Origin of the sequence: Bacillus sp. LJBS17, assembly GCF_019334685.1 — a bacterium.
GTDB classification, from domain to species: domain Bacteria; phylum Bacillota; class Bacilli; order Bacillales; family Bacillaceae; genus Bacillus; species Bacillus subtilis.
The window spans coordinates 1,550,302-1,568,897 of sequence record NZ_CP079759.1 but is presented as its reverse complement, the minus strand read 5'-3'; the positions used below and the strand labels follow the sequence as shown (position 1 = coordinate 1,568,897).

At 43.3% G+C, this 18,596-nt stretch carries 19 protein-coding genes; 4 read left to right on the top strand and 15 right to left on the bottom strand.

What is annotated here, in order from left to right; all coding sequences use genetic code 11:
• Positions 1–83: 83 nt before the first annotated feature.
• The 8 genes from KXZ66_RS08150 to KXZ66_RS08115 all read right to left on the bottom strand — a co-directional run bounded on the left by KXZ66_RS08150 (position 84) and on the right by KXZ66_RS08115 (position 10,489).
• On the bottom strand, positions 84–1,568 hold the full coding sequence (locus tag KXZ66_RS08150; protein ID WP_219144868.1) for a UDP-N-acetylmuramoyl-L-alanyl-D-glutamate--2,6-diaminopimelate ligase: 1,485 nt from the start codon (positions 1,566–1,568) through the stop codon (positions 84–86).
• A 175-nt stretch (positions 1,569–1,743) separates the two neighbouring features.
• Positions 1,744–3,684 (bottom strand): stage V sporulation protein D, encoded by a 1,941-nt coding sequence (locus KXZ66_RS08145; protein WP_003245048.1) that lies wholly within the window; start codon positions 3,682–3,684, stop codon positions 1,744–1,746.
• 116 nt (positions 3,685–3,800) lie between these two features.
• Positions 3,801–5,951 carry a penicillin-binding protein 2B gene (gene pbpB / locus KXZ66_RS08140; protein WP_003232198.1) on the bottom strand — a complete coding sequence of 717 codons (2,151 nt, stop codon included), beginning with the start codon at positions 5,949–5,951 and terminating at the stop codon, positions 3,801–3,803.
• Positions 5,948–6,301: a cell division protein FtsL gene (gene ftsL / locus KXZ66_RS08135; RefSeq protein ID WP_003232200.1), complete on the bottom strand. Its 354-nt coding sequence runs from the start codon at positions 6,299–6,301 to the stop codon at positions 5,948–5,950. The genes pbpB and ftsL overlap by 4 nt, the downstream gene beginning before the upstream one ends.
• Positions 6,302–6,340: 39 nt before the next feature.
• Positions 6,341–7,276, bottom strand: a complete 936-nt coding sequence (rsmH, locus tag KXZ66_RS08130; protein WP_014479723.1) for a 16S rRNA (cytosine(1402)-N(4))-methyltransferase RsmH — start codon at positions 7,274–7,276, stop codon at positions 6,341–6,343.
• Between the two features lie 69 nt (positions 7,277–7,345).
• Complete coding sequence (gene mraZ, locus KXZ66_RS08125) at positions 7,346–7,777, bottom strand: division/cell wall cluster transcriptional repressor MraZ (protein WP_003221402.1); 432 nt, start codon at positions 7,775–7,777, stop codon at positions 7,346–7,348.
• Positions 7,778–7,902: 125 nt separating this feature from the next.
• On the bottom strand, positions 7,903–9,522 hold the full coding sequence (bshC, locus tag KXZ66_RS08120; RefSeq protein WP_103803453.1) for a bacillithiol biosynthesis cysteine-adding enzyme BshC: 1,620 nt from the start codon (positions 9,520–9,522) through the stop codon (positions 7,903–7,905).
• 70 nt (positions 9,523–9,592) lie between these two features.
• Positions 9,593–10,489, bottom strand: a complete 897-nt coding sequence (locus tag KXZ66_RS08115) for a 2-dehydropantoate 2-reductase (protein WP_219144867.1) — start codon at positions 10,487–10,489, stop codon at positions 9,593–9,595.
• Between the two features lie 159 nt (positions 10,490–10,648).
• Between KXZ66_RS08115 and KXZ66_RS08110 the strand changes: the two genes are divergently transcribed.
• Positions 10,649–11,131 carry an N-acetyltransferase gene (locus KXZ66_RS08110; RefSeq protein WP_014476736.1) on the top strand — a complete coding sequence of 161 codons (483 nt, stop codon included), beginning with the start codon at positions 10,649–10,651 and terminating at the stop codon, positions 11,129–11,131.
• A 56-nt stretch (positions 11,132–11,187) separates the two neighbouring features.
• Here KXZ66_RS08110 and gerR read toward each other — a convergent pair whose 3' ends face one another.
• The 3 genes from gerR to KXZ66_RS08095 form a co-directional block, all read right to left on the bottom strand.
• Positions 11,188–11,769, bottom strand: a complete 582-nt coding sequence (gerR, locus tag KXZ66_RS08105; RefSeq protein ID WP_015383592.1) for a sporulation-specific transcriptional regulator GerR — start codon at positions 11,767–11,769, stop codon at positions 11,188–11,190.
• 145 nt (positions 11,770–11,914) lie between these two features.
• Positions 11,915–12,094, bottom strand: coding sequence for a 50S ribosomal protein L32 (gene rpmF, locus KXZ66_RS08100; RefSeq protein WP_003154457.1), 180 nt, complete (start codon positions 12,092–12,094; stop codon positions 11,915–11,917).
• A gap of 21 nt (positions 12,095–12,115) precedes the next feature.
• Positions 12,116–12,634: a YceD family protein gene (locus KXZ66_RS08095; RefSeq protein ID WP_014479718.1), complete on the bottom strand. Its 519-nt coding sequence runs from the start codon at positions 12,632–12,634 to the stop codon at positions 12,116–12,118.
• Between the two features lie 27 nt (positions 12,635–12,661).
• Here KXZ66_RS08095 and KXZ66_RS08090 point away from each other — a divergent pair, with 27 nt between their 5' ends.
• Together KXZ66_RS08090 and KXZ66_RS08085 are read left to right on the top strand one after the other, a co-directional pair.
• On the top strand, positions 12,662–12,847 hold the full coding sequence (locus KXZ66_RS08090) for a hypothetical protein (protein ID WP_103803451.1): 186 nt from the start codon (positions 12,662–12,664) through the stop codon (positions 12,845–12,847).
• A complete protein-coding gene (locus KXZ66_RS08085) occupies positions 12,844–14,091 on the top strand; it encodes a nucleotidyltransferase (protein ID WP_021479344.1) in 1,248 nt (415 codons plus the stop codon). The genes KXZ66_RS08090 and KXZ66_RS08085 overlap by 4 nt, the downstream gene beginning before the upstream one ends.
• Before the next feature lie 16 nt (positions 14,092–14,107).
• On the opposite strand, the gene ddcP is transcribed toward KXZ66_RS08085, so the two are convergent.
• A complete protein-coding gene (gene ddcP / locus KXZ66_RS08080) occupies positions 14,108–15,133 on the bottom strand; it encodes a protease DdcP (RefSeq protein WP_003245451.1) in 1,026 nt (341 codons plus the stop codon).
• A 1-nt stretch (position 15,134) separates the two neighbouring features.
• A complete protein-coding gene (locus tag KXZ66_RS08075) occupies positions 15,135–15,917 on the bottom strand; it encodes a patatin family protein (RefSeq protein ID WP_021479345.1) in 783 nt (260 codons plus the stop codon).
• 180 nt (positions 15,918–16,097) lie between these two features.
• On the opposite strand from KXZ66_RS08075, the gene spoVV reads away from it, so the two are divergent.
• Complete coding sequence (gene spoVV, locus KXZ66_RS08070; RefSeq protein WP_014479716.1) at positions 16,098–17,324, top strand: dipicolinic acid transporter SpoVV; 1,227 nt, start codon at positions 16,098–16,100, stop codon at positions 17,322–17,324.
• A gap of 10 nt (positions 17,325–17,334) precedes the next feature.
• Here the strand turns inward: spoVV and coaD are convergent, their stop codons facing one another.
• Both coaD and rsmD read right to left on the bottom strand, forming a co-directional pair.
• Positions 17,335–17,820, bottom strand: coding sequence for a pantetheine-phosphate adenylyltransferase (coaD, locus tag KXZ66_RS08065; protein WP_003245283.1), 486 nt, complete (start codon positions 17,818–17,820; stop codon positions 17,335–17,337).
• Between the two features lie 4 nt (positions 17,821–17,824).
• Complete coding sequence (gene rsmD, locus KXZ66_RS08060; protein ID WP_021479346.1) at positions 17,825–18,379, bottom strand: 16S rRNA (guanine(966)-N(2))-methyltransferase RsmD; 555 nt, start codon at positions 18,377–18,379, stop codon at positions 17,825–17,827.
• Between the last annotated feature and the right edge of the window lie 217 nt (positions 18,380–18,596).

Sequence of the window (18,596 nt, the reverse complement as noted above, 5' to 3'; positions counted from 1 at the left end):
ACGACATACGTAGTTATCATATTCATGATTTTTTTCCATATGAAAAATCTTTTCAAGCTCCATTATTCAGTAACATCTCTTTCCTATGAATTCGTCTTATTCTTATTGAGTTCAACAATGGCTCTCGCCGCTACTTCAGCATCATCAAAATCGAAAGTTTCATTTCCGATCTGCTGATAGGTTTCATGTCCTTTTCCGGCAATGAGGACAACGTCGCCTTTTTTGGCATTGGCAATTGCGAAAAAGATCGCCTGCTCGCGGTTTGCAATACTGTGATAGTATGCGCTCTCTACTCCGGCTTCCATATCTCTTAAAATCGCGCGAGGATCTTCGCTTCTCGGGTTATCTGACGTGAAAATCGGCTCGTCAGCCAGCTCCACAGCAATTTTAGCCATTTTCGGGCGCTTCGTCTTATCTCTGTCTCCTCCGCAGCCGACAACGACAAATAGCTTTCCTTCCGTCATATCTCTGCATGTCTCCAGCACATTTTCAAGGCTGTCCGGTGTGTGCGCGTAGTCTACAATGACAGGAAACTCCTGCTGCTGATTGACCAATTCAAAACGGCCTCTTACACCATGCAATTCTTCAACGGCCTCAGTGATGATTTCAAACGGTATGCCTGCTGCAATACATGTTGCAACAGCGGCCAGCACGTTATACACATTAAATTGTCCGACGAGAGACATCGTGATGTGCTTCGTGCCTTTGTTTGTCACGAGATCAAAGCTTGTGCCCTGTGCAGTGATACTGATGTTCTTCGCCATCACATCAGCATCGTTTTTAATTCCGTATGTAGAGATATGCGCAGCTGTTACCTTTTCAAAATAAGCGCTCGCCTCATCGTCAGCATTCAGTACGGCACGCTTTGGATGTTGATGGTTGAAAGCCCCGCCAAGTTGGGAAAAGAGCAAGCTTTTTGCATGCCGGTACTCATCCATCGTTTTATGATAGTCCAGATGGTCCTGTGTTAAATTCGTAAACACGGCAATATCATAATCACAGCCATGGACGCGTCCTAAAGACAAAGCGTGAGAAGAAACCTCCATGATAGCAGTGTCAACGTGCTTGTCATTCATTTTCTTAAACGTTTTCTGCAGCGTGACGCTTTCCGGAGTCGTGTTTTTAACAGGAAGTGTTTCGTCTCCGATTTTCATGTACATTGTACCGATCAAGCCTGTGCGTTTTCCCGCTTTTCTCAGAATCTCATCGACCATGTGGGTCGTTGATGTTTTGCCGTTTGTCCCTGTTATCCCAATCAGCTGAAGCTTCTTCGTCGGCTGTCCGTAAAACGCATCAGACAAAACGCTGAGCGCGCGAAGTGACTGCCGGACAATAATAACAGGAACATTCACATCGACTTCTCTTTCTGCCACAATAGCCGCTGCGCCGTTTTCTACTGCTTTTTGCGCGAAATCGTGGCCATCCACCGTATACCCTTTTACACATACAAAAAGACTCCCTTTCTTTACTTCTCTGGAGTCCATCTCAATTGAAGTTATTTCAGGGTCTTGTGAGTCGTTTACAGAAGGTTCGGTTGTTAAGTATGTAAGCAGCTTTGTAAGTTTCATCGTATCAAACCTCTCAACATTCTAATTCGTTCTTTTTATCATTGAAGTCACATCAAATGATGTGGTAATGATTTTAAGCATACAGTTCATATTTTAGCGTAAATAAAAGGATACATCCAGCTAATATTGAAAGATATCAGCATTTTTTCTGCAATAAAAGAATAGGCAGTCCGAATCAATCGGCTGCCTCCTTTTCATCTTCTTCAGTCAAATACACGCGTATCTTTGAGCCTTCTTTTACTTTCGTTCCGGCAGCTGGCGATTGTTTAACGATTTTGCTCCCTTTCCCGGAAGCATCCACATTGAGATTCACCAATAGTGACTCAAGATCTGAGACAGACATCCCTACAACATTCGGAACTTCTATTGTTTTTGTGTCGTTCCATTGGTATTTTTTCTCGATTTGATTTTTCCGGGGCTTCACACCAAGTTCCGGCAGGCTGTCTCTCATAATATTTCCGACAATAGGCGCTGCAACCGTTCCGCCAAATTGAATCGTGCCTTTCGGGTTATCCACCGCAACGTAGACGACTAGACTCGGATCATCAGCTGGCGCGAAACCGATAAATGATACAATATGGTTGTTTTCAAGGTATTTTCCATCTTTAACCTTTTGCGCAGTCCCCGTTTTTCCTCCGACACGATATCCTTCTACAAATGCATTGCGGCCGGTTCCTTCTGCGACGACGCTTTCTAGAGCATAGCGGATTTGTTTGGATGTTTCCTCAGAAATGACTTGTTTCTTTGCGATTGGTGATTGTTTTTTGACCGTTTTCTTCGTAACAGGATCGATCCATTCCTTTGCAATATAAGGTGTGTAGAGGGTTCCTCCGTTTACAGCGGCGGATACTGCTGCAACCTGCTGAATCGGCGTGACGGATACTCCCTGTCCGAAAGCCGTAGTTGCTTGCTCCACCGGGCCCACTCTCTCAAGCGGGAATAAGATGCCTGTTCCCTCGCCTTGGAGATCAATCCCCGTTTTTTGTCCAAAACCAAAGTCTTTGATATATTTGAAAAGCTTTTCCTTTCCTAAGCGCTCGCCTAATTCAACAAACCCCGGGTTGCAGGAGTTCTGCACAACTTCCAGATACGTCTGCAGCCCGTGCCCGCCTCTTTTCCAGCACCGCAGTCTCGCTCCGTCCACTTCCGCGTGCCCTTTATCATAAAATTGATCCCGTTTCAAATTTACTTTTTGCTCTTCAAGGGCTGCTGCAAGTGTAATAATTTTAAAGGTAGATCCCGGTTCATACGTGCTCCATACTGGCAGATTTCGATTGTAGACGGACGGATCAACAGATTGGTAATCAGCAGGGTCGAAGTCAGGCCTGCTAGACATCCCCAAAATTTCTCCGTTTTTCGGATTCATGGCTACGGCAATCATGCCGTCCGGATGATATTTGGCCTCAGCGTTATCAAGCTCTCTTTCCATTATCGTCTGGACCTTTGAATCAACCGTCAGCTTCATATCAAGCCCATCCTTAGGCGGCGTATAGTCATCCGCTTCATCAGGCATTTTTTTACCCTTGGCATCTGTATAAAACTTAACAGAACCTTTTTCCCCTTTTAAATCATCGTCGTAATAGGCTTCAAGTCCAAGGAGCCCTTGGTTGTCAATTCCTGCAAATCCAAGCACATGAGATAAAAAGCTGCCGAACGGGTAATGACGGATACTGTCCTCCGCAACATACACACCTTTTAAATCAAGCGCTTTGATTTCTTTCGCCTTCTCATTTGAAATTTTTCTCCCTTCAGGAGTGATCTTTTCGATTGACGCTTTTTTTGTCACATGTTTATATACTTTTTCTTCTGACATATTGAGCACCGCCGCAAGCTGCTTGCTCGTTTTCATCGGATTCTGAACTTGGCGCGGCACGACGAATACGGTCGGCGCACTTTTGTTTGTTGCGAGCTTCACACCATTCCGATCCAGTATCTCGCCTCTCTCCGGCTCAAACGGCAAGTTCCGGCTCCAGGAATCTTTCGCCAGCGAAGTCAGTTTTTCGCCCATCACAAACTGAACATACCCCAGCCTTGTATCAATGATCAGAAACACGATCACGCCAAAAAGCAAAACAAATAATAAACGTTTTCTAACCGTTACATTCGAGACGCGCAAGAGACCGTTCACTCCTTATTTAGGCTTGTTTCATTTTATGCCTGAAATTGGACAGGTAGAACGATGCTCCTCTGAAGGCATAAAAAAAGAAAGCCTGCATAACGCAAGCTTTCTTTTTAATCAGGATTTTTAAACTTAACCTTGATTACGGTTTTGTCTTTGATTTCTTTGTCTTTCTTAACACTTTGGCTGACAGCGTAGCCTTGCCCGTTTACTTCAATATGAATTCCCGCGAGCTCACCGTACTGAAGAACCTCTCTTCTCGACCAGCCAGTCATATCAGGCATTTTGATTTTGCCGCCCGTTTTCAGGAAGACCTTTTGATTGGTGAGAACTTCCTCATCCGCTTTCGGATACTGTTCTTTTACAGCGACATCACTGCCAATGACAATTGGTGTGAGATTCTCCTCTTTTGCTTTCTTTTGAGCAGCAGCTACCGTTTGATCTGTTAAATCAGGCATTGTCTGCGCTTTTGTTTCTTCCTTATCTGAGTCAGATTTTTCAGTTGGTTCAATATTCAGGTAGTGCAGGCTGTTTTTCATTGTTGGGTTGAAGATTTCAGATACTGGTTCTGAACTGCTTTGTCCTGCTTTTAGTTGTGGCTGCTGTACAGCAACATAAATTAAAAGCTCAGGATCATCTTTTGGTGCCATACCCATAAACGAAAAGATATAGTTATCTGTGCCGTCTAAATATCCGCCTTTACCGGCTATTTGCGCAGTACCTGTTTTCCCGGCAACATCAAAACCTTCGATTTTATAAGCTTGCCCTGTTCCGATCTTCGATGTAACGACTTCTCCTAATATATCCCGCACCTTTTTCGCAGTACTTGCAGAAATTGGAGTTCCGGCTGATTCCGGCTTATTTTGATAAATAGTTTTATCTTTATCAGGGTCAACGATATGGTCAATGACATAAGGTTTCATCATTTTGCCGTCATTTGCAATTGCCGTTGCGGCCTGAATCTGCTGAATTGGTGTGACCGCAGACGCTTGGCCATATGCAGTTGACGCCTTATCAAATTCATATTTAAAGTTGATTTTGCTGGAGACTTCTCCTGGCAAATCAATACCTGTTTTCTGGTAAAAATTGAATTTGTGCAAATATTGATTGAGGCGGTCATATCCCAGCTTTTCTTTCGCCAGTTTCGCAAAAGCGACATTCGACGACCTTAGGACGCCGTCATGATATGTTGTCGGACCCCAGCCTACACCGTTATTGTGATCCTTAACAGGTGCTCCGCCAACTTCAAATGTCCCTGATTTATATTTTTCGTTCGCATTAAACACGTTTTCCTGCATCGCAGCAGCGAGTGTAAAGATCTTCATCGTGGACCCGGGTTCATACGCATATGAAATCAAATCATTATAGTAGTTTGTCACATCGCGCTTGTTCGGATCAAAGCTTGGGCGCTGTCCCATGGCAAGGACTTTGCCCGTTTTCGGATCAACGACTGCGGCCATGATTTTTTTCGGATTATACTTTTGCGCCACTTTTGTCATGCTGTCTTCCAAAAAGGTTTGAATTTTCTGGTCAATGGTTAAATATACATTGTCACCATTTTTTGGCGCTGTAATTTTATTTTTGCTGTTCGGGAGCTCCCAGCCGGATTTGTCGCTTTCATATGTCACATATCCGTCCCGCTCCTTCAAATACTTATCCAGCACTTTTTCTAATCCCATCGCGCCGGAAATTTCATTTGTTTCTTCATCAACCTCGGCATAGCCGATTAGATTAGATGCAAATACTCCGTTTGGATAGTAGCGTTTTGTATCCCGTAAAAATGAAATGCCCGGGAGTTTCATTTTTTCGATTTTTTGCTTTTGTGAATACGTAATATCCCGGCCAGCTGAGCCAAACTCGACTTGTTTTGCATCTTTATTTAAGATATCAAGGATGTCGGCCTTGTCCAAGTTTATCACTTTAGACAATGCTTCCGCCGTTTTTTCTTTGTTTACAACATGCTGAGGATGCTTGACATCAGTGGTCATTTTTTTATCGAGAATCGCAATCAGTTTATACGTCGCTGTGTCCTCTGCAATGACTTTTCCTTTTCGGTCTAAAATCGAGCCGCGGCTCGCTTCGATGGTCCGTTTCTTTTCATGCTGCTCTGTCGCTTTTGTCGCAAGCACTTCGCCGTTCGCTTTTCCGGTTATTTGAATATATGCCATTCTCCCCAGGATGACAAAGAAAAAGAGAGCGAAACAAATACTTAGAATCGCTGCTCCTCTATTCATAAATTTATTCTTTTTTGGCATTTGAATCATTCCTGTATGTTTTTCACTTTTTTATCTTTTAAATTCAAGCCGTTCTTTTTCGCAATGTCCATAATGCGCTGCGGTTTGCTTAAATCAGCAACGCTTTTTTCGAGGTCACCAATTTGCTTATTTTCGGATGAAATTTGCTCCTCAAGCTTTTGCACCTCAATATTGGTTTGATATGCCGCATACGCCTTCGATACGATCAAAAGCGATACGCTGAGCACCGCCGCAGCAAAGAGGACAAGAAGCACTTTTTCTCCGAGAGTAATGGAAGCCCTTTTCTTGACAATCACTTTTTTCTCAGGACTGATCGCATGCCGCTGCTGTTTCTCTGGTTGGTAAGCTAAATTGCTCATAGGCTGATGACCTCCTTTTAATTTTGCGTTCGCGTTTCGTTATTTTCTTTTTTCAGCAATCCGAAGCTTGGCAGAACGAGCCCGGTTGTTCTCTTCAAGCTCTTCTTGAGATGCCGTAATCGGTTTTCGTGTGATGAGCTTCAGCTCCGGTTCAAACTCTTCCGGTATAACAGGAAGCCCCGGAGGAAGTTCCGGAAGCGACGACTTTTCTTTAAAAGTGGTTTTGCAAATTCTGTCTTCTAGCGAGTGGAAGGTAATGACCGATACCCTGCCCCCTGGCTTCAGAACCTCAATTGCCTGCTCCAAAGCTTCTTCAAACACCCTAAGTTCATCGTTTACGGCAATTCTGATTGCCTGAAACACGCGTTTAGCGGGATGTCCGCCGCTCCTTCTCGCTGGAGCGGGAATCGCGTCTTTTATTAGATCGACCAGTTGGCCCGTAGTTTGAATAGGAGACTTCATTCTTGCCTCCTCAATTTTTCTGGCGATCTGTTTACTGAACTTCTCTTCTCCGTATTTAAAGAAAATACGGACGAGATCCTCATAGCGCCACTCATTAACGACTTCTTTCGCCGAAAGCGTAGCCGACTGGTCCATCCTCATGTCCAACGGTGCGTCATGATGGTAACTGAATCCGCGCTCAGGTGTATCCAGCTGCGGAGAGGACACCCCTAAATCAAATAAAATACCGTCTACTTCTGTAATGCCTTGTTCATTCAAACATTCTTTTAAATACCTGAAATTGCTTTTAATCAGAATGAGCTGTCCTTTATAATCGGACAACACTTCTTTAGCATGCTGTAATGCCGTATCATCTTGGTCAAAAGCGATTAAACGCCCCTTCTCGGATAACTGCTGCAATAAGTATGTACTATGCCCAGCTCCGCCGAGTGTGCAGTCTACATATGTACCGTCTGGTTTAATATTAAGTCCGTCTACGGTTTCACGAAGAAGTACTGTCTTGTGTTGAAACATATTGTGTTGGTCCCACCTTTTATCAGGATGAATTGAAATTGTTTTTAGAGTGTTATACACGAAGAATCATTATATATCAAACCCAATCATGTTTTCAGCAATTTCAGCAAATGAATCTTCTTGCTCTTCTGTGTATTGTTCCCAAATTACTTTACTCCACAATTCAATTCGATTAGAAACCCCGATAACAACACATTCTTTTTCCAGTTTGGCGTAATTCAATAGAGATGATGCGATATTTACCCTGCCTTGCTTGTCCAGCTCGCATTCAGTCGCCCCTGAAAAGAAGAAACGGGTAAACGCGCGGGCATCTTTCTTTGTGAGAGGAAGAGCTTTTAGTTTTTCTTCAATTTGTTTCCATTCGTGCATAGGGTAGCCGAAGAGACATTGGTCAAGTCCTCTAGTCAGCACAAATTGCTCACCTAGGCCTTCTCTGAATTTAGCGGGTACGATCATGCGGCCTTTCGCATCGATGGTATGCTGATATTCACCCATAAACATGATCTCTTGCCCCACTTTCTCTCCTTAACTCACCACTATTCACCACTTCGCTCCACAACTTCATTTTACACTGTTTACCCATAAAAAAAAACCCTGAACTATTCAGGGTTCTTTAAAACTTTATTTCAAAGTTTGACAACTTGATGTTGATTTTGAAAAGAAAATGGCAGATTCTTGAATGTCGTGAAGAATTTTGGACCATACCTGTTCAAATAATACATGATATTCCAAATCCGTTCTTGCGGCGCAAGAAGCGGCTTAATGCTATTTTGAATTCTTTCATAATCCTTCAAAACGTAGCCTTCTTTTTCTTCAATTCGCTTCGTCACTGTGCGCTCTAAGAATTGAAGCTGATCCTGAATAAAAGCGGCATTTTTCAGGAGTAAAGGTTCCATGCTTTGATCAACCTTTAACGCCTCCTGCCGGACCGTTTTGTGAATCGCTTCAATTTGGCTTTTCGCCTGATCCATCACCGCCGTAAACTCTTCCGGAATCTGGCGCTCGAAGTATGTCTCTCTTTGATTCTCCGTTCCGCGCTCAATCGCGTCTTGTAATGAGATATTCCGTTCAACCAGTTTTTTCTCAATATGCCGCTCAAGTATCGTAATGTTCAGCCTTGGCATGACAGGAGGCATTTTAAAGCCCATCACCGCAAAAGCCTGTTTGAGCTCGCCCCAATAATTGATTTCTCCAGGCCCTGCAATAAATGCTAAAGTCGGAATGAGAAATTCCTGCATTAACGGTCTCGTTACAACATTGTTGCTGAAACGCTCTGGATGTTCTTCCATATGTGTATGAAGTTCATCCATCGTCCATCCTAGATCAAGCTCTTTGATGACAAATCGGCCGTTGTCTTTTTCAATTAAAAAACGCTCTTCTTCGTATTCATAAAACAGATTCGCCTGCTCTTTTCCGGACTCGATAATCGGTTTGTAGCCTGCTTGACGCATGAAGGCCTGCTGATCTGATACAGCGCGGGCGAGTTCATCATTTTCTCGAAGAATCTTTTGGAACATGGCCGTTTCCAGCTTTTTAATCCCCGGATCTCCAGAATTTAATAAAACTAAGCCCTCTTCTTGGAACAAATCCGCGATCAGCAGCTCAAAGAAGTCAGTAAACGTAACAGATTCCCTTAAACATCGTTTCACATTGTCGAGAAGTGTATTCGTATGGTCTGTTTCTTCAAAAGCGGCAAAAACATCATCTATCCACGCGGCACACTTTTCCTGATCAAGCGATGTACTCGCTGCTGATGATTTCTTCCAATAAGACTGAGGCAGCTTTTTTTTCACAGGCCCATTCTCTTCAGATGTGTGAACAAAATTAATCTCATCCAAATCGTGGTCTTCTCCAGCCACCCAGAAGATTGGTATGACAGGCACTTGCAGTTCCTTTTCTTGTTGCTTTGCTAAAACAATGATTGAAATGATTTTATGTATGGTGTAAAGCGGTCCTGTTAAAAGTCCTGCCTGCTGTCCGCCGACTACAGCGGCACTTGACGGGTCCTTCAGCTTCTCAATAGCAGACTGCATCGCACTTGAACCGAATTTATTATGGTAAGAGGTTAAGTACGCCGCCAATTCCTCTCTTGCGAAAAACCGGGAAGATAAGTCTTCCAGTCTTTCGCGCCACATGTCCTTATGATGAATACTGTAATCAAAAAAAGAAGACATTTCTTCTTTGCCATCTATATAGTGCTGTACAAACACATTCTGATTTTTGATGGAAAGTTCAGTTAGCTGCATCTTCTAGAACTTCCTTTCTCCAATAAATAGTTAGTGATCCGAAATGAGTATAGCATGTTACCGAAAAAGCTCAAAAGACTTTGTTTGTATTTCGCTCCAATGCTTTGATGCTGCCATATAAAAACTCTAGGTGGACGGCATCAAGACCTTGAAGACTTGCTTCCTTCAATAAGTATCCGATAATGGCGTCAGCTTCCGTCTGCCGGCCTCTAATGACGTCAACCAGCATTGATGAACGATTCTCTTTCGTTTGTCCACAAACAGCCTGAACCCGCTCCCAAGCCTTTTCTTCATTTTCAAGTTTTAAAATGCGGCATGCCTCCTGAAATACCAGCTTCATAAAAGCCAGATAAGCTGGCGTTGTCAGCAGTTCTCCATTTTTCACCTGCAATAACGCAGTTAAAGGATTAATACACGCATTTACAATCAGCTTGCCCGTCAGCAGACGGTACCAATCCGTCTCATAATAAATCGGAAAGTCCGAATGGTTATGCTGAAACAAGATGTTCAGCCGGTCTGGTTCAGCATCGTCGAACGCGCTCCATTTTATCGCACCTAGGCCTGTATGATCAACAGCTGTATCCGATTTTCTTACAGCTCCGTGCTCAACGATTCCAACATAAATGGAATGGCCAACGTGCCAGTCTTTTAGGTCGTGGATATGCCCCATGCCGTTTTGCAAAAATAATATATTCGTCTTCCCGATTCGTTCAAGCGACGAAAAAACAGATTGAAGCTGATGCTGCTTCACTGTCACGACAAGCAGGTCAAAGTCCGAATTGATACTCGTGTCCGCACTGCAATCAGCCCTGAATTCCTCCCCGCCTTTATAAAGCCGGATTCCTTCAGACTGAATGGCCGCAGCCTGTTCTTGCCGCCTCGTCACAACAGTCACGTCGTGATAAAGTGACAAATAATAGGCGCATAAAAGACCGACGGAGCCTCCGCCGATAATTCCAATTTTCATGATGTCACACCCAATTTAGCATTTACGTATTATCATAGCAGAAGTAAGAAGAAATTACTTCTCAAAGATCCCATGTGCTTAAAATTAAAGTTTAAATATTTGGATTTTTTAAATAAAGCGTTTACAATATATGTAGAAACAACAAAGGGGGAGATTTGTTTGACAAAGGTAGAACGTCTGCTTATCAACTATAAAACGCTGGAAGAATTCAAGAAATTCAAAGAATACGGCATTCAGGAGCTTTCAATGCTTGAAGAACTTCAGGATAATATTATTGAAAATGACAGCACCTCGCCTTTTTACGGGATTTATTTTGGCGATAAACTTGTAGCACGAATGAGTCTGTATCAAGTTAACGGCAAATCGAATCCCTATTTTGACAACCGCCAGGATTATTTGGAGCTGTGGAAGCTTGAGGTTCTTCCGGGCTACCAGAACAGGGGATACGGGAGAGCCTTGGTTGAATTTGCAAAATCATTCAAAATGCCGATCCGGACAAATCCGAGAATGAAATCAGCGGAATTTTGGAACAAAATGAACTTTAAAACTGTTAAGTATGATATGGCGCGGGACAAAGGGGAAAACCCGCTCATCTGGCATCCTGATATGGATCATGAAATGACACCGGGAGAGTCTGCATAGAAATAAAAACAACCGGCCTATTCTTACTATAGGGCCGGTTCATTTCAGGCGTTTCTTTACGTTTCTTGAGCCGCTTTTTTCATTCTTCCGTCTTCCTTCGAAACAACCATTTTTCTGGCCCGATCCATGATATCGATCAGTGCCTTGTAATCCTCTTCTGTCATCTCTAGCTGATTCCGCAATGTCTGATTTTCACTCCGCAAATCCTCAAGCTCTTTTTGCAGCGATTGGATTTGCTCCTTCAATTTTTCCCTTTCAAGCTGAAATTCTTGTGCAGACGGTGCTTCTTTGAATTGTTCGAGAAATTGAATGACATCCTGAATGGACAAATCTCGTTTTCCTTCTGACGATGCCGAGGCAGTCTGCTTCATGGAATTCGGCATATTGACCGAATGAACGCCGATTTGCTTCCTCAGTTCTTTCCTTTGCTTTTTTGCAAGCTCTATACCTGACTGGTATTGTTTTCTCACATACGAGTTCCACCTGAAACCACAGGCTGCCGCGGTTCTGGTCAGCGCCCTTCCAACCTCCTCAAAGGCTGAAAGCTGTGTTCCTCCCTCTCGAATATGACGAAGCACCACTTCTGCCAGCAGCAAATCCTCATCCTGAGTCCAAGCATCTTGTCTTGTAATGGTCAAATTCAATCTCCCTCCATGTCAGCTTATTTATCTCATACATATGCCGGTAATAGATTAGATAGACTATTTGCACTCACAAATTTTCCGCAAGCTGACAGGAAGAGAAAAAGAAAAAGCGCAGGGCTTTCACCCCGCGCTTTTCTTATTAGTTACTTTTTACATTTATGTCTTTGCCGTTGTATGATCCGCATGCTTTGCATACACGGTGAGACAACTTCATCTCTCCGCATGACGGACATTCTGTCATACCAGGTACATTAAGTTTGAAATGTGTACGGCGCAATCTTTTCTTCATTTTAGAAGTTCTTCTAAAAGGTACAGCCATTATTCCCACCTCCTTAAAGAGTTAAGATTCATCATCTTGTTTTAAGAGCTTTTCAAGGGCTGCAAGTCTCGGATCAACTTGATTCTTCTTGTCTTCTTCCGAAATGACTTGCCAATCCTTTCCTTCTTGAGGAGCAGCTCCTTTTTCTTGTTCAGATTCACAAAAGATTTGCATAGGGATTTCTAAAAGAATTTCTTCTTTCACGATCGGAGTTAAGTCGATAGTATCGTCCTCAACAATATGAACGTCATCATCTTCTATATCATCCGTGTGATGAAATATAAACAGTTCTTTTGTTGAAATTTCAAATGGATACGGGACATCAACGAGTGTTCTTGAGCATGGCAAAATCATTTCGCCTGAAATTGTAAAATCAAACGAAACCTGTTTGGATTTGATATCCGCTCTGCCCTTCACCCGGACGGGAGAAATGCGGCGAATGTCAGAATTCAGCTTTGTCAGCTCATTTAACTCAACTGTTTCATCAAACTCAAAACTTTGTTTTGGCATTTGATGCAGCTGATAAATCGTCCATTTCATTTGTATCACCTCAGGAAAGCAACAAACATGATTATAGCTTTTAAGATTGTTTTTGTCAATATTTTTTCTTTACAGCATAATGCTGCCATTGAAGTATCGTTGACAGCGAAATATGCTATGCATACACTTAAAACAAAAATAAGGCGTAAGAGTTTTCATTTGCAAATGTACCATACGTTTTTAAACATAGCAAGAAAGGCGGAAAAAATATGAAAGCTGTCGGATTGGTGGTTGAATATAATCCCTTTCATAACGGTCACCTTTATCATGCCCAAACAGCAAAGCGGCAAACCGGATGTGACACGGCTATCGCGGTCATGAGCGGGCATTTTTTACAGCGCGGGGAACCGGCTGTTGTGTCAAAATGGGCCCGAACAAAAATGGCGCTGCAAAGCGGAGTTGATCTTGTCATTGAGCTGCCTTATCTTTATGCCGTGCAAAAAGCAGACATTTTTGCACGCGGCAGTGTTTCCATCCTGAACGAACTTGAATGTGAGGCGCTGTTTTTCGGGAGTGAAAATGGGGATATCAAGCCGTTTTTAGAAACAGCACAGCTTATTGATGAGCATAAACATATATTGAATGACCGAATTAAAGAAGAACTTAAAAAGGGGGCCAGTTACCCAGCAGCGGCGGCTAGCGCCTTCAGCTCCATTTTGCATACTGAAAGTGCACTTGACTTGTCAAAACCAAATAACATTTTGGGATACCAGTATGTGACCTCGATTCTAACCGGGGGATATCCTATGAAACCTTATACTACGGCACGGATCTCTTCGGACTATCATGATGCCGATCTCCCTGAAGGCGAAAACCACATCGCTAGCGCCACAAGCATCAGAAAAGCGATGACTGGCCAGAATCTCGAAGCCTGCCTTCGTTTTCTCCCTGCTGCCTCTGCACGTGAATTAGCAGCTTACCGCAAATCTTTCGGATTGTGGCATACACCTGAGAGCTACTTTTCTTACTTAAAATACAGCCTTTCAACTGTAACAGCACAGGAATTACAGCAAGTATACGAGGTGGAGGAAGGTTTAGAGCACAGAATTCTTCGTTCGATCAGAAAATCCAGCTCCTATCAGGAATTTATGGAACTGCTGAAAACAAAACGCTATACGTGGACAAGGCTCCAGCGGATGAATACACACATTTTAACCAGAACAAAAAAACAGGATATGCAAAAGCTGCTTGACAACGATAAGGCGCCGTATATCAGGCTTCTCGGCATGACGAAAAAAGGACAGGCTTATTTATCCGAAAAGAAAAAAGCACTGTCTGTTCCGCTTGTCAGCAAACTGTCCTCTTTCTCCCATCCAGCTCTCGATCTGGACGTAAAAGCAAGCAGGATTTACAGCCTGCCAATAGAAGAGCCGCTGAGAACTGAGTTTGACCTGCAGGAATACGGACATGCACCGATTCGATATGATGAAGATGAACAACACTTTTTAAATGTATAGAAAAAGCACCTGAGAATCAGGTGCTTTTCGCTTTCAGCTTATTCAAATAATCAATCGCATCCTGCATGGTATCAACAGGCACAATCTTCATATTCGAATCAATATCTTTTGCTGTTTTTACTGCGTTCTTATAATCGGAATTGCTGGCGCCGTTTTGATTTGGCGCGAAGAAAATGTCTTTTCCGGCTTTGTCTGCGGCGACGACTTTTTGATCAATGCCGCCGATCGGGCCTACTTTCCCATCAACATCAATGGTACCTGTTCCCGCAATATCGTAGCCTTTTGTTTCGTCTGGTTTTGTCAGCTGATTATAGATTTCAAGAGACATCATTAACCCTGCTGACGGGCCGCCAATATTTTCAATTTCAAAATCAATATCAGGCTCTACCTTCACGTTTCTGTCTGTATAAAGCGAAACTCCGATTCCTGCCCGATCCGGCTCATCAGGAAATTGTTTTAACGTAAGGGTGACACGCTTTTCTTTTTCTTCTCTTTCGATCTTTAACGTGACTTTATCTCCCGCTTTTTTGCTGCTGATATAATCAATCAGCTTTTCAGCAGACTGATAGTTTTTGCCGTCTGCGCTGATGATTTTATCACCGACTTCTATTTTCCCTTTTGCCGGCATGTTTTCTACAACAGAGCTTGCGTATATGCCGTTAAAGGAATAGCTGACTTTTTTTCCTGCCTTTTGATAGGCGGCTATAACCGCATTTTCTTGCGAGCTTTTCATCATTTGGAGCTGTCTTTTCATATACTCCTTATCTGACTCGCCTTCCTCCTTAATGCTCTCATCAGGAACAATTTCATAATAAGGGTGCATCTTTGCCCACACATATGTAAACGGATTAGCCGGTCCCACTTTAACAGTCATTAAGGACAGGCTTCCTTTTTCCGGGTAGCCTCCCTCCACTTTTATCAATGAAGCAAGCTCTGTCGCTTCTCCCGGTTTTGTAATATAGTATGGAAGTTTTATAAATGATAAAACGGCGATCAGTATGAGGATGACGAGCATCCAGCTAAAATGTTTTTTACGTAGCAAATTATGAGCCCTCCCAATTCTCTATTTCTTTTCTTATCTTGCTGATCATTCGGTTTGTCGCCTCTTCGCCTGCCGATATCATTTCTTCAATATTGGCAAACGAGCTTGAGCTGTATGTTTCAAGGGAAGGGCGAATCATGATATCTGCGGCAATTGTTTGATGCCGCACTAATTCATTTTGCAGTATATCCATACTTTGCATAATCACATCAAAAATATGCACTGCTGTTTCAGTTTTTCGAACCCTGGAAACATCCGAAGCGATGATAATATCAGCTCCCATGTCTTTCACAACAGAAACCGGAATTCGATCGACGACCGCGCCGTCTACAAGAAGGCGTCCGTCCAGCCGCTGCGGAATAAAGATACCCGGGATGCTGATGCTGGCCCTCACTGCATCTGACACTGATCCTTTTCGGAACACAACCTTTTCTCCCGTCTGTAAATCACACGCAACAATGCCCAGCGGGATTTGGAGCTCTTCAATCGGTTTTCCGAATGTATAAGCATGCACAAGCTGTCTGACGCGGTCACCTTTTAAAAAACCGAGCTTCGGCACCGTATAATCAGCATAAAGCCTTCGTTTAAAGGCTTTGGCTACTTTTTTCATCGTTGCCACGTCATGTCCGGCGGCATAAAAACTGCCCACCAAAGCGCCCATGCTGCTTCCTGCAATCATATCCACTTCAATTTGGTGCTTATGTAAACTGGAAAGCACACCGAGATGAGCGAGCCCTCTGGCCCCTCCCGATCCTAACGCTAACCCGATTTTAGGTTTGGCCAAAGCGTTAACCTCCTGCCTGAATTCCCTGTATACCGAATTCTATGGTCTAAACTGAACCCCTATGCTCGTATATTAGTACAAAGAATCAAGAGGACAGGTACTGCTTGGCCGTTTTACATCATACATTATTTTATCATGATATACATGTCATTGGGCATTTTTAGCATCGGGGAGGTAAGAATGAACTTGTCGAAGATTAATACACTTTTGATTGCCTCGTTTTTTCTTTTTTTAACAGCGACTGTCATCTCACATCCACAGGCCTCATTCGAAGCCTCTAAAACCGGGCTGTCTATGTGGTGGGAGGTTGTGTTTCCGTCATTGCTGCCATTTTTTATTCTGTCCGAACTCTTAATCGGCTTTGGCATTGTGCGGTTTGTCGGTGTTTTGCTTGAGCCTTTTATGCGGCCGATCTTTCGCGTGCCGGGTGTCGGCGGCTTCGTTCTTGCTATGGGAATGGCATCAGGAAACCCAGCGGGAGCAAAACTCACTGCCCGTCTGCGGCAGGAAAATCAGATTTCAAGAGTAGAGGCAGAACGGCTCGCGTCGTTTACCAATTCTTCAAACCCGCTCTTTATTTTCGGCGCTGTTGCCGTCGGTTTCTTTCAAAACGCGTCACTAGGCATTTTATTAGCTTCTGCACACTATTTGGGGAATCTTGCCGTCGGTTTAACAATGCGTTCCTATGGCCGCAAGGAAGAGCAGCAACTCAGAAGAAAGAAAACGATACCTTTCCCTTCAGTCAAAGATGCTTTACACGCTCTTCATACCGCCAGACTTGCAGAAAAACGGCCCTTGGGTAAAATTTTAGGCGACGCCGTTACGTCTTCTGTTCAAACGCTTCTTATGGTAGGCGGCTTTATTATTTTATTTTCTGTCTTCAATCGACTGTTGTCAGTGGTCCAGCTGACTGATGTTTTGTCTGTTTTCACAAAAGGAGCACTGACTTTGTTTCAGCTTCCGACTCAATTGGACATTCCGCTTTTATCAGGGATGTTTGAAATTACATTAGGCAGCAAGCTTGTCAGCGAGACAGATGTTTCTCTTCTGCAAAAAGCCATTATCGTCAGCTTTATTCTCGGGTTTAGCGGCTTTTCCGTACAAGCTCAGGTGGCAGGTATTTTATCGGAAACCGACATTAGATTTAAACCATTCTTTATCGCACGTTTGCTGCAGGGCGTTTATGCCGCTGTCTTCGTCATGCTTTTATGGAAACCTCTTTACACGGCATGGCATGATCCGTATCAGTATGTATTTAAATCTCTTAACAGCAGTGACATGCCAACTGCCTTTATAAACGGCTGGAATCTGCTTGTGCAGATCGGACCTGCTGTCACACTATGCGCGCTGTTTACGTACATTATCATTTTTTCTTACAGACTGACAAACGGAACAAAAAAAGGATGAGTCAAAACCCTCATCCTTGTCTGAATTTTTGCTGAAGCGCCAACTCTACTTCCGGCGGTACAAACTCTGATACCGAGCCGTTGTATCTTGCCACTTCTTTTACGATGCTTGAACTTAGAAACGAATATTGATTGTTTGTCATCATAAAAAACGTCTCAATAGATTCATCAAGCACCCGGTTTACTGATGTCCCCTGCATCTCGTATTCAAAATCAGATACAGCTCTCAAGCCTCTTAAAATCGCTTTCGCATTTTTTCTTTTTGCATAATCAATTAACAGGCCTTGCGATGTTTCAACTGTTATGTTCGGAATGTCTTTTGTGACTTCTCTCAGAAGCTCACACCGTTCTTCCACACTGAACAAAGGCTTTTTTGAAGAATTATTCAGCACACATACATACACTTGTTCAAAAATATGCGCCCCGCGTTTGATGATGTCCAGATGCCCGTAGGTCACAGGATCAAAACTGCCGGGACAGACAGCTATACTCGCCACCTCACTACCCCCTCTTTTTATAAATCGCCACACCTGTTAACCCATAAGTTTCTTTTCTTGTCATCACAAGTTCTCCTACGGTTTCGGGAAGCTCGACCTCTCTGTCATGCTCAGCGACGATAAAGCCGTCTTCTTCCAGCATTTGATATTCGTCAATCAGCGTTAAAAGTGCTTTCAGCTTTTGTTCCTTATACGGCGGATCGAGAAAAATTCCGCGAAAGCCGCTTTCTCTTTTAGCAGCAGCGTGCAAAGCACGTTCCGCATCATTGCGGTATACCTGTGCATGTTTTGTAAGCTCCAGCGTTTTCAAATTAGATTTTACCGTTTGAATCGCTTTAAAATCACGGTCAACGAATATACAATGCTCAAACCCGCGTGAAAGCGCTTCGATTCCAAGACCTCCGCTCCCTGCGAATAAGTCAAGTCCCCTGCCCCCGTCAAAATAAGGGCCGATCATATTGAAAATGGATTCCTTCACTTTGTCGGTTGTCGGTCTTGTTGATGTTCCGGGTACAGCCTTTAGTGAACGGCCTTTTTTTGATCCAGAAATTACTCTCATGTTCCACACCACTTTTTCTAAAAGCTATTTTGTATCTTTATTCGGCCGGACGCCGCTATGTACATAGAAAAAAAATCAATCCTATCTTAACATAAAGCATTCTTCCAAACAATGAACGCTAATCTTGATAAACAGGTGTATAGGCAGCATGATCCTTGTCCATACTATAAGCAACAGCATCTAGAGGATGTTGTTGCCAACCGCGGAGAAGACTTAC

What these genes read in the sequence shown, in the direction of transcription:
- ftsL (WP_003232200.1), bottom strand. Translation starts at nt 6,301, where the DNA reads ATGAGCAATTTAGCTTACCAACCAGAGAAACAGCAGCGGCATGCGATC.
- KXZ66_RS08095 (WP_014479718.1), bottom strand. Translation starts at nt 12,634, where the DNA reads ATGAAATGGACGATTTATCAGCTGCATCAAATGCCAAAACAAAGTTTT.
- pbpB (WP_003232198.1), bottom strand. Translation starts at nt 5,951, where the DNA reads ATGATTCAAATGCCAAAAAAGAATAAATTTATGAATAGAGGAGCAGCG.
- bshC (WP_103803453.1), bottom strand. Translation starts at nt 9,522, where the DNA reads ATGCAGCTAACTGAACTTTCCATCAAAAATCAGAATGTGTTTGTACAG.
- rsmH (WP_014479723.1), bottom strand. Translation starts at nt 7,276, where the DNA reads ATGTTTCAACACAAGACAGTACTTCTTCGTGAAACCGTAGACGGACTT.
- rsmD (WP_021479346.1), bottom strand. Translation starts at nt 18,379, where the DNA reads ATGAGAGTAATTTCTGGATCAAAAAAAGGCCGTTCACTAAAGGCTGTA.
- KXZ66_RS08085 (WP_021479344.1), top strand. Translation starts at nt 12,844, where the DNA reads ATGAAAGCTGTCGGATTGGTGGTTGAATATAATCCCTTTCATAACGGT.
- rpmF (WP_003154457.1), bottom strand. Translation starts at nt 12,094, where the DNA reads ATGGCTGTACCTTTTAGAAGAACTTCTAAAATGAAGAAAAGATTGCGC.
- KXZ66_RS08150 (WP_219144868.1), bottom strand. Translation starts at nt 1,568, where the DNA reads ATGAAACTTACAAAGCTGCTTACATACTTAACAACCGAACCTTCTGTA.
- KXZ66_RS08090 (WP_103803451.1), top strand. Translation starts at nt 12,662, where the DNA reads ATGATTATAGCTTTTAAGATTGTTTTTGTCAATATTTTTTCTTTACAG.
- spoVV (WP_014479716.1), top strand. Translation starts at nt 16,098, where the DNA reads ATGAACTTGTCGAAGATTAATACACTTTTGATTGCCTCGTTTTTTCTT.
- KXZ66_RS08115 (WP_219144867.1), bottom strand. Translation starts at nt 10,489, where the DNA reads ATGAAAATTGGAATTATCGGCGGAGGCTCCGTCGGTCTTTTATGCGCC.
- mraZ (WP_003221402.1), bottom strand. Translation starts at nt 7,777, where the DNA reads ATGTTTATGGGTGAATATCAGCATACCATCGATGCGAAAGGCCGCATG.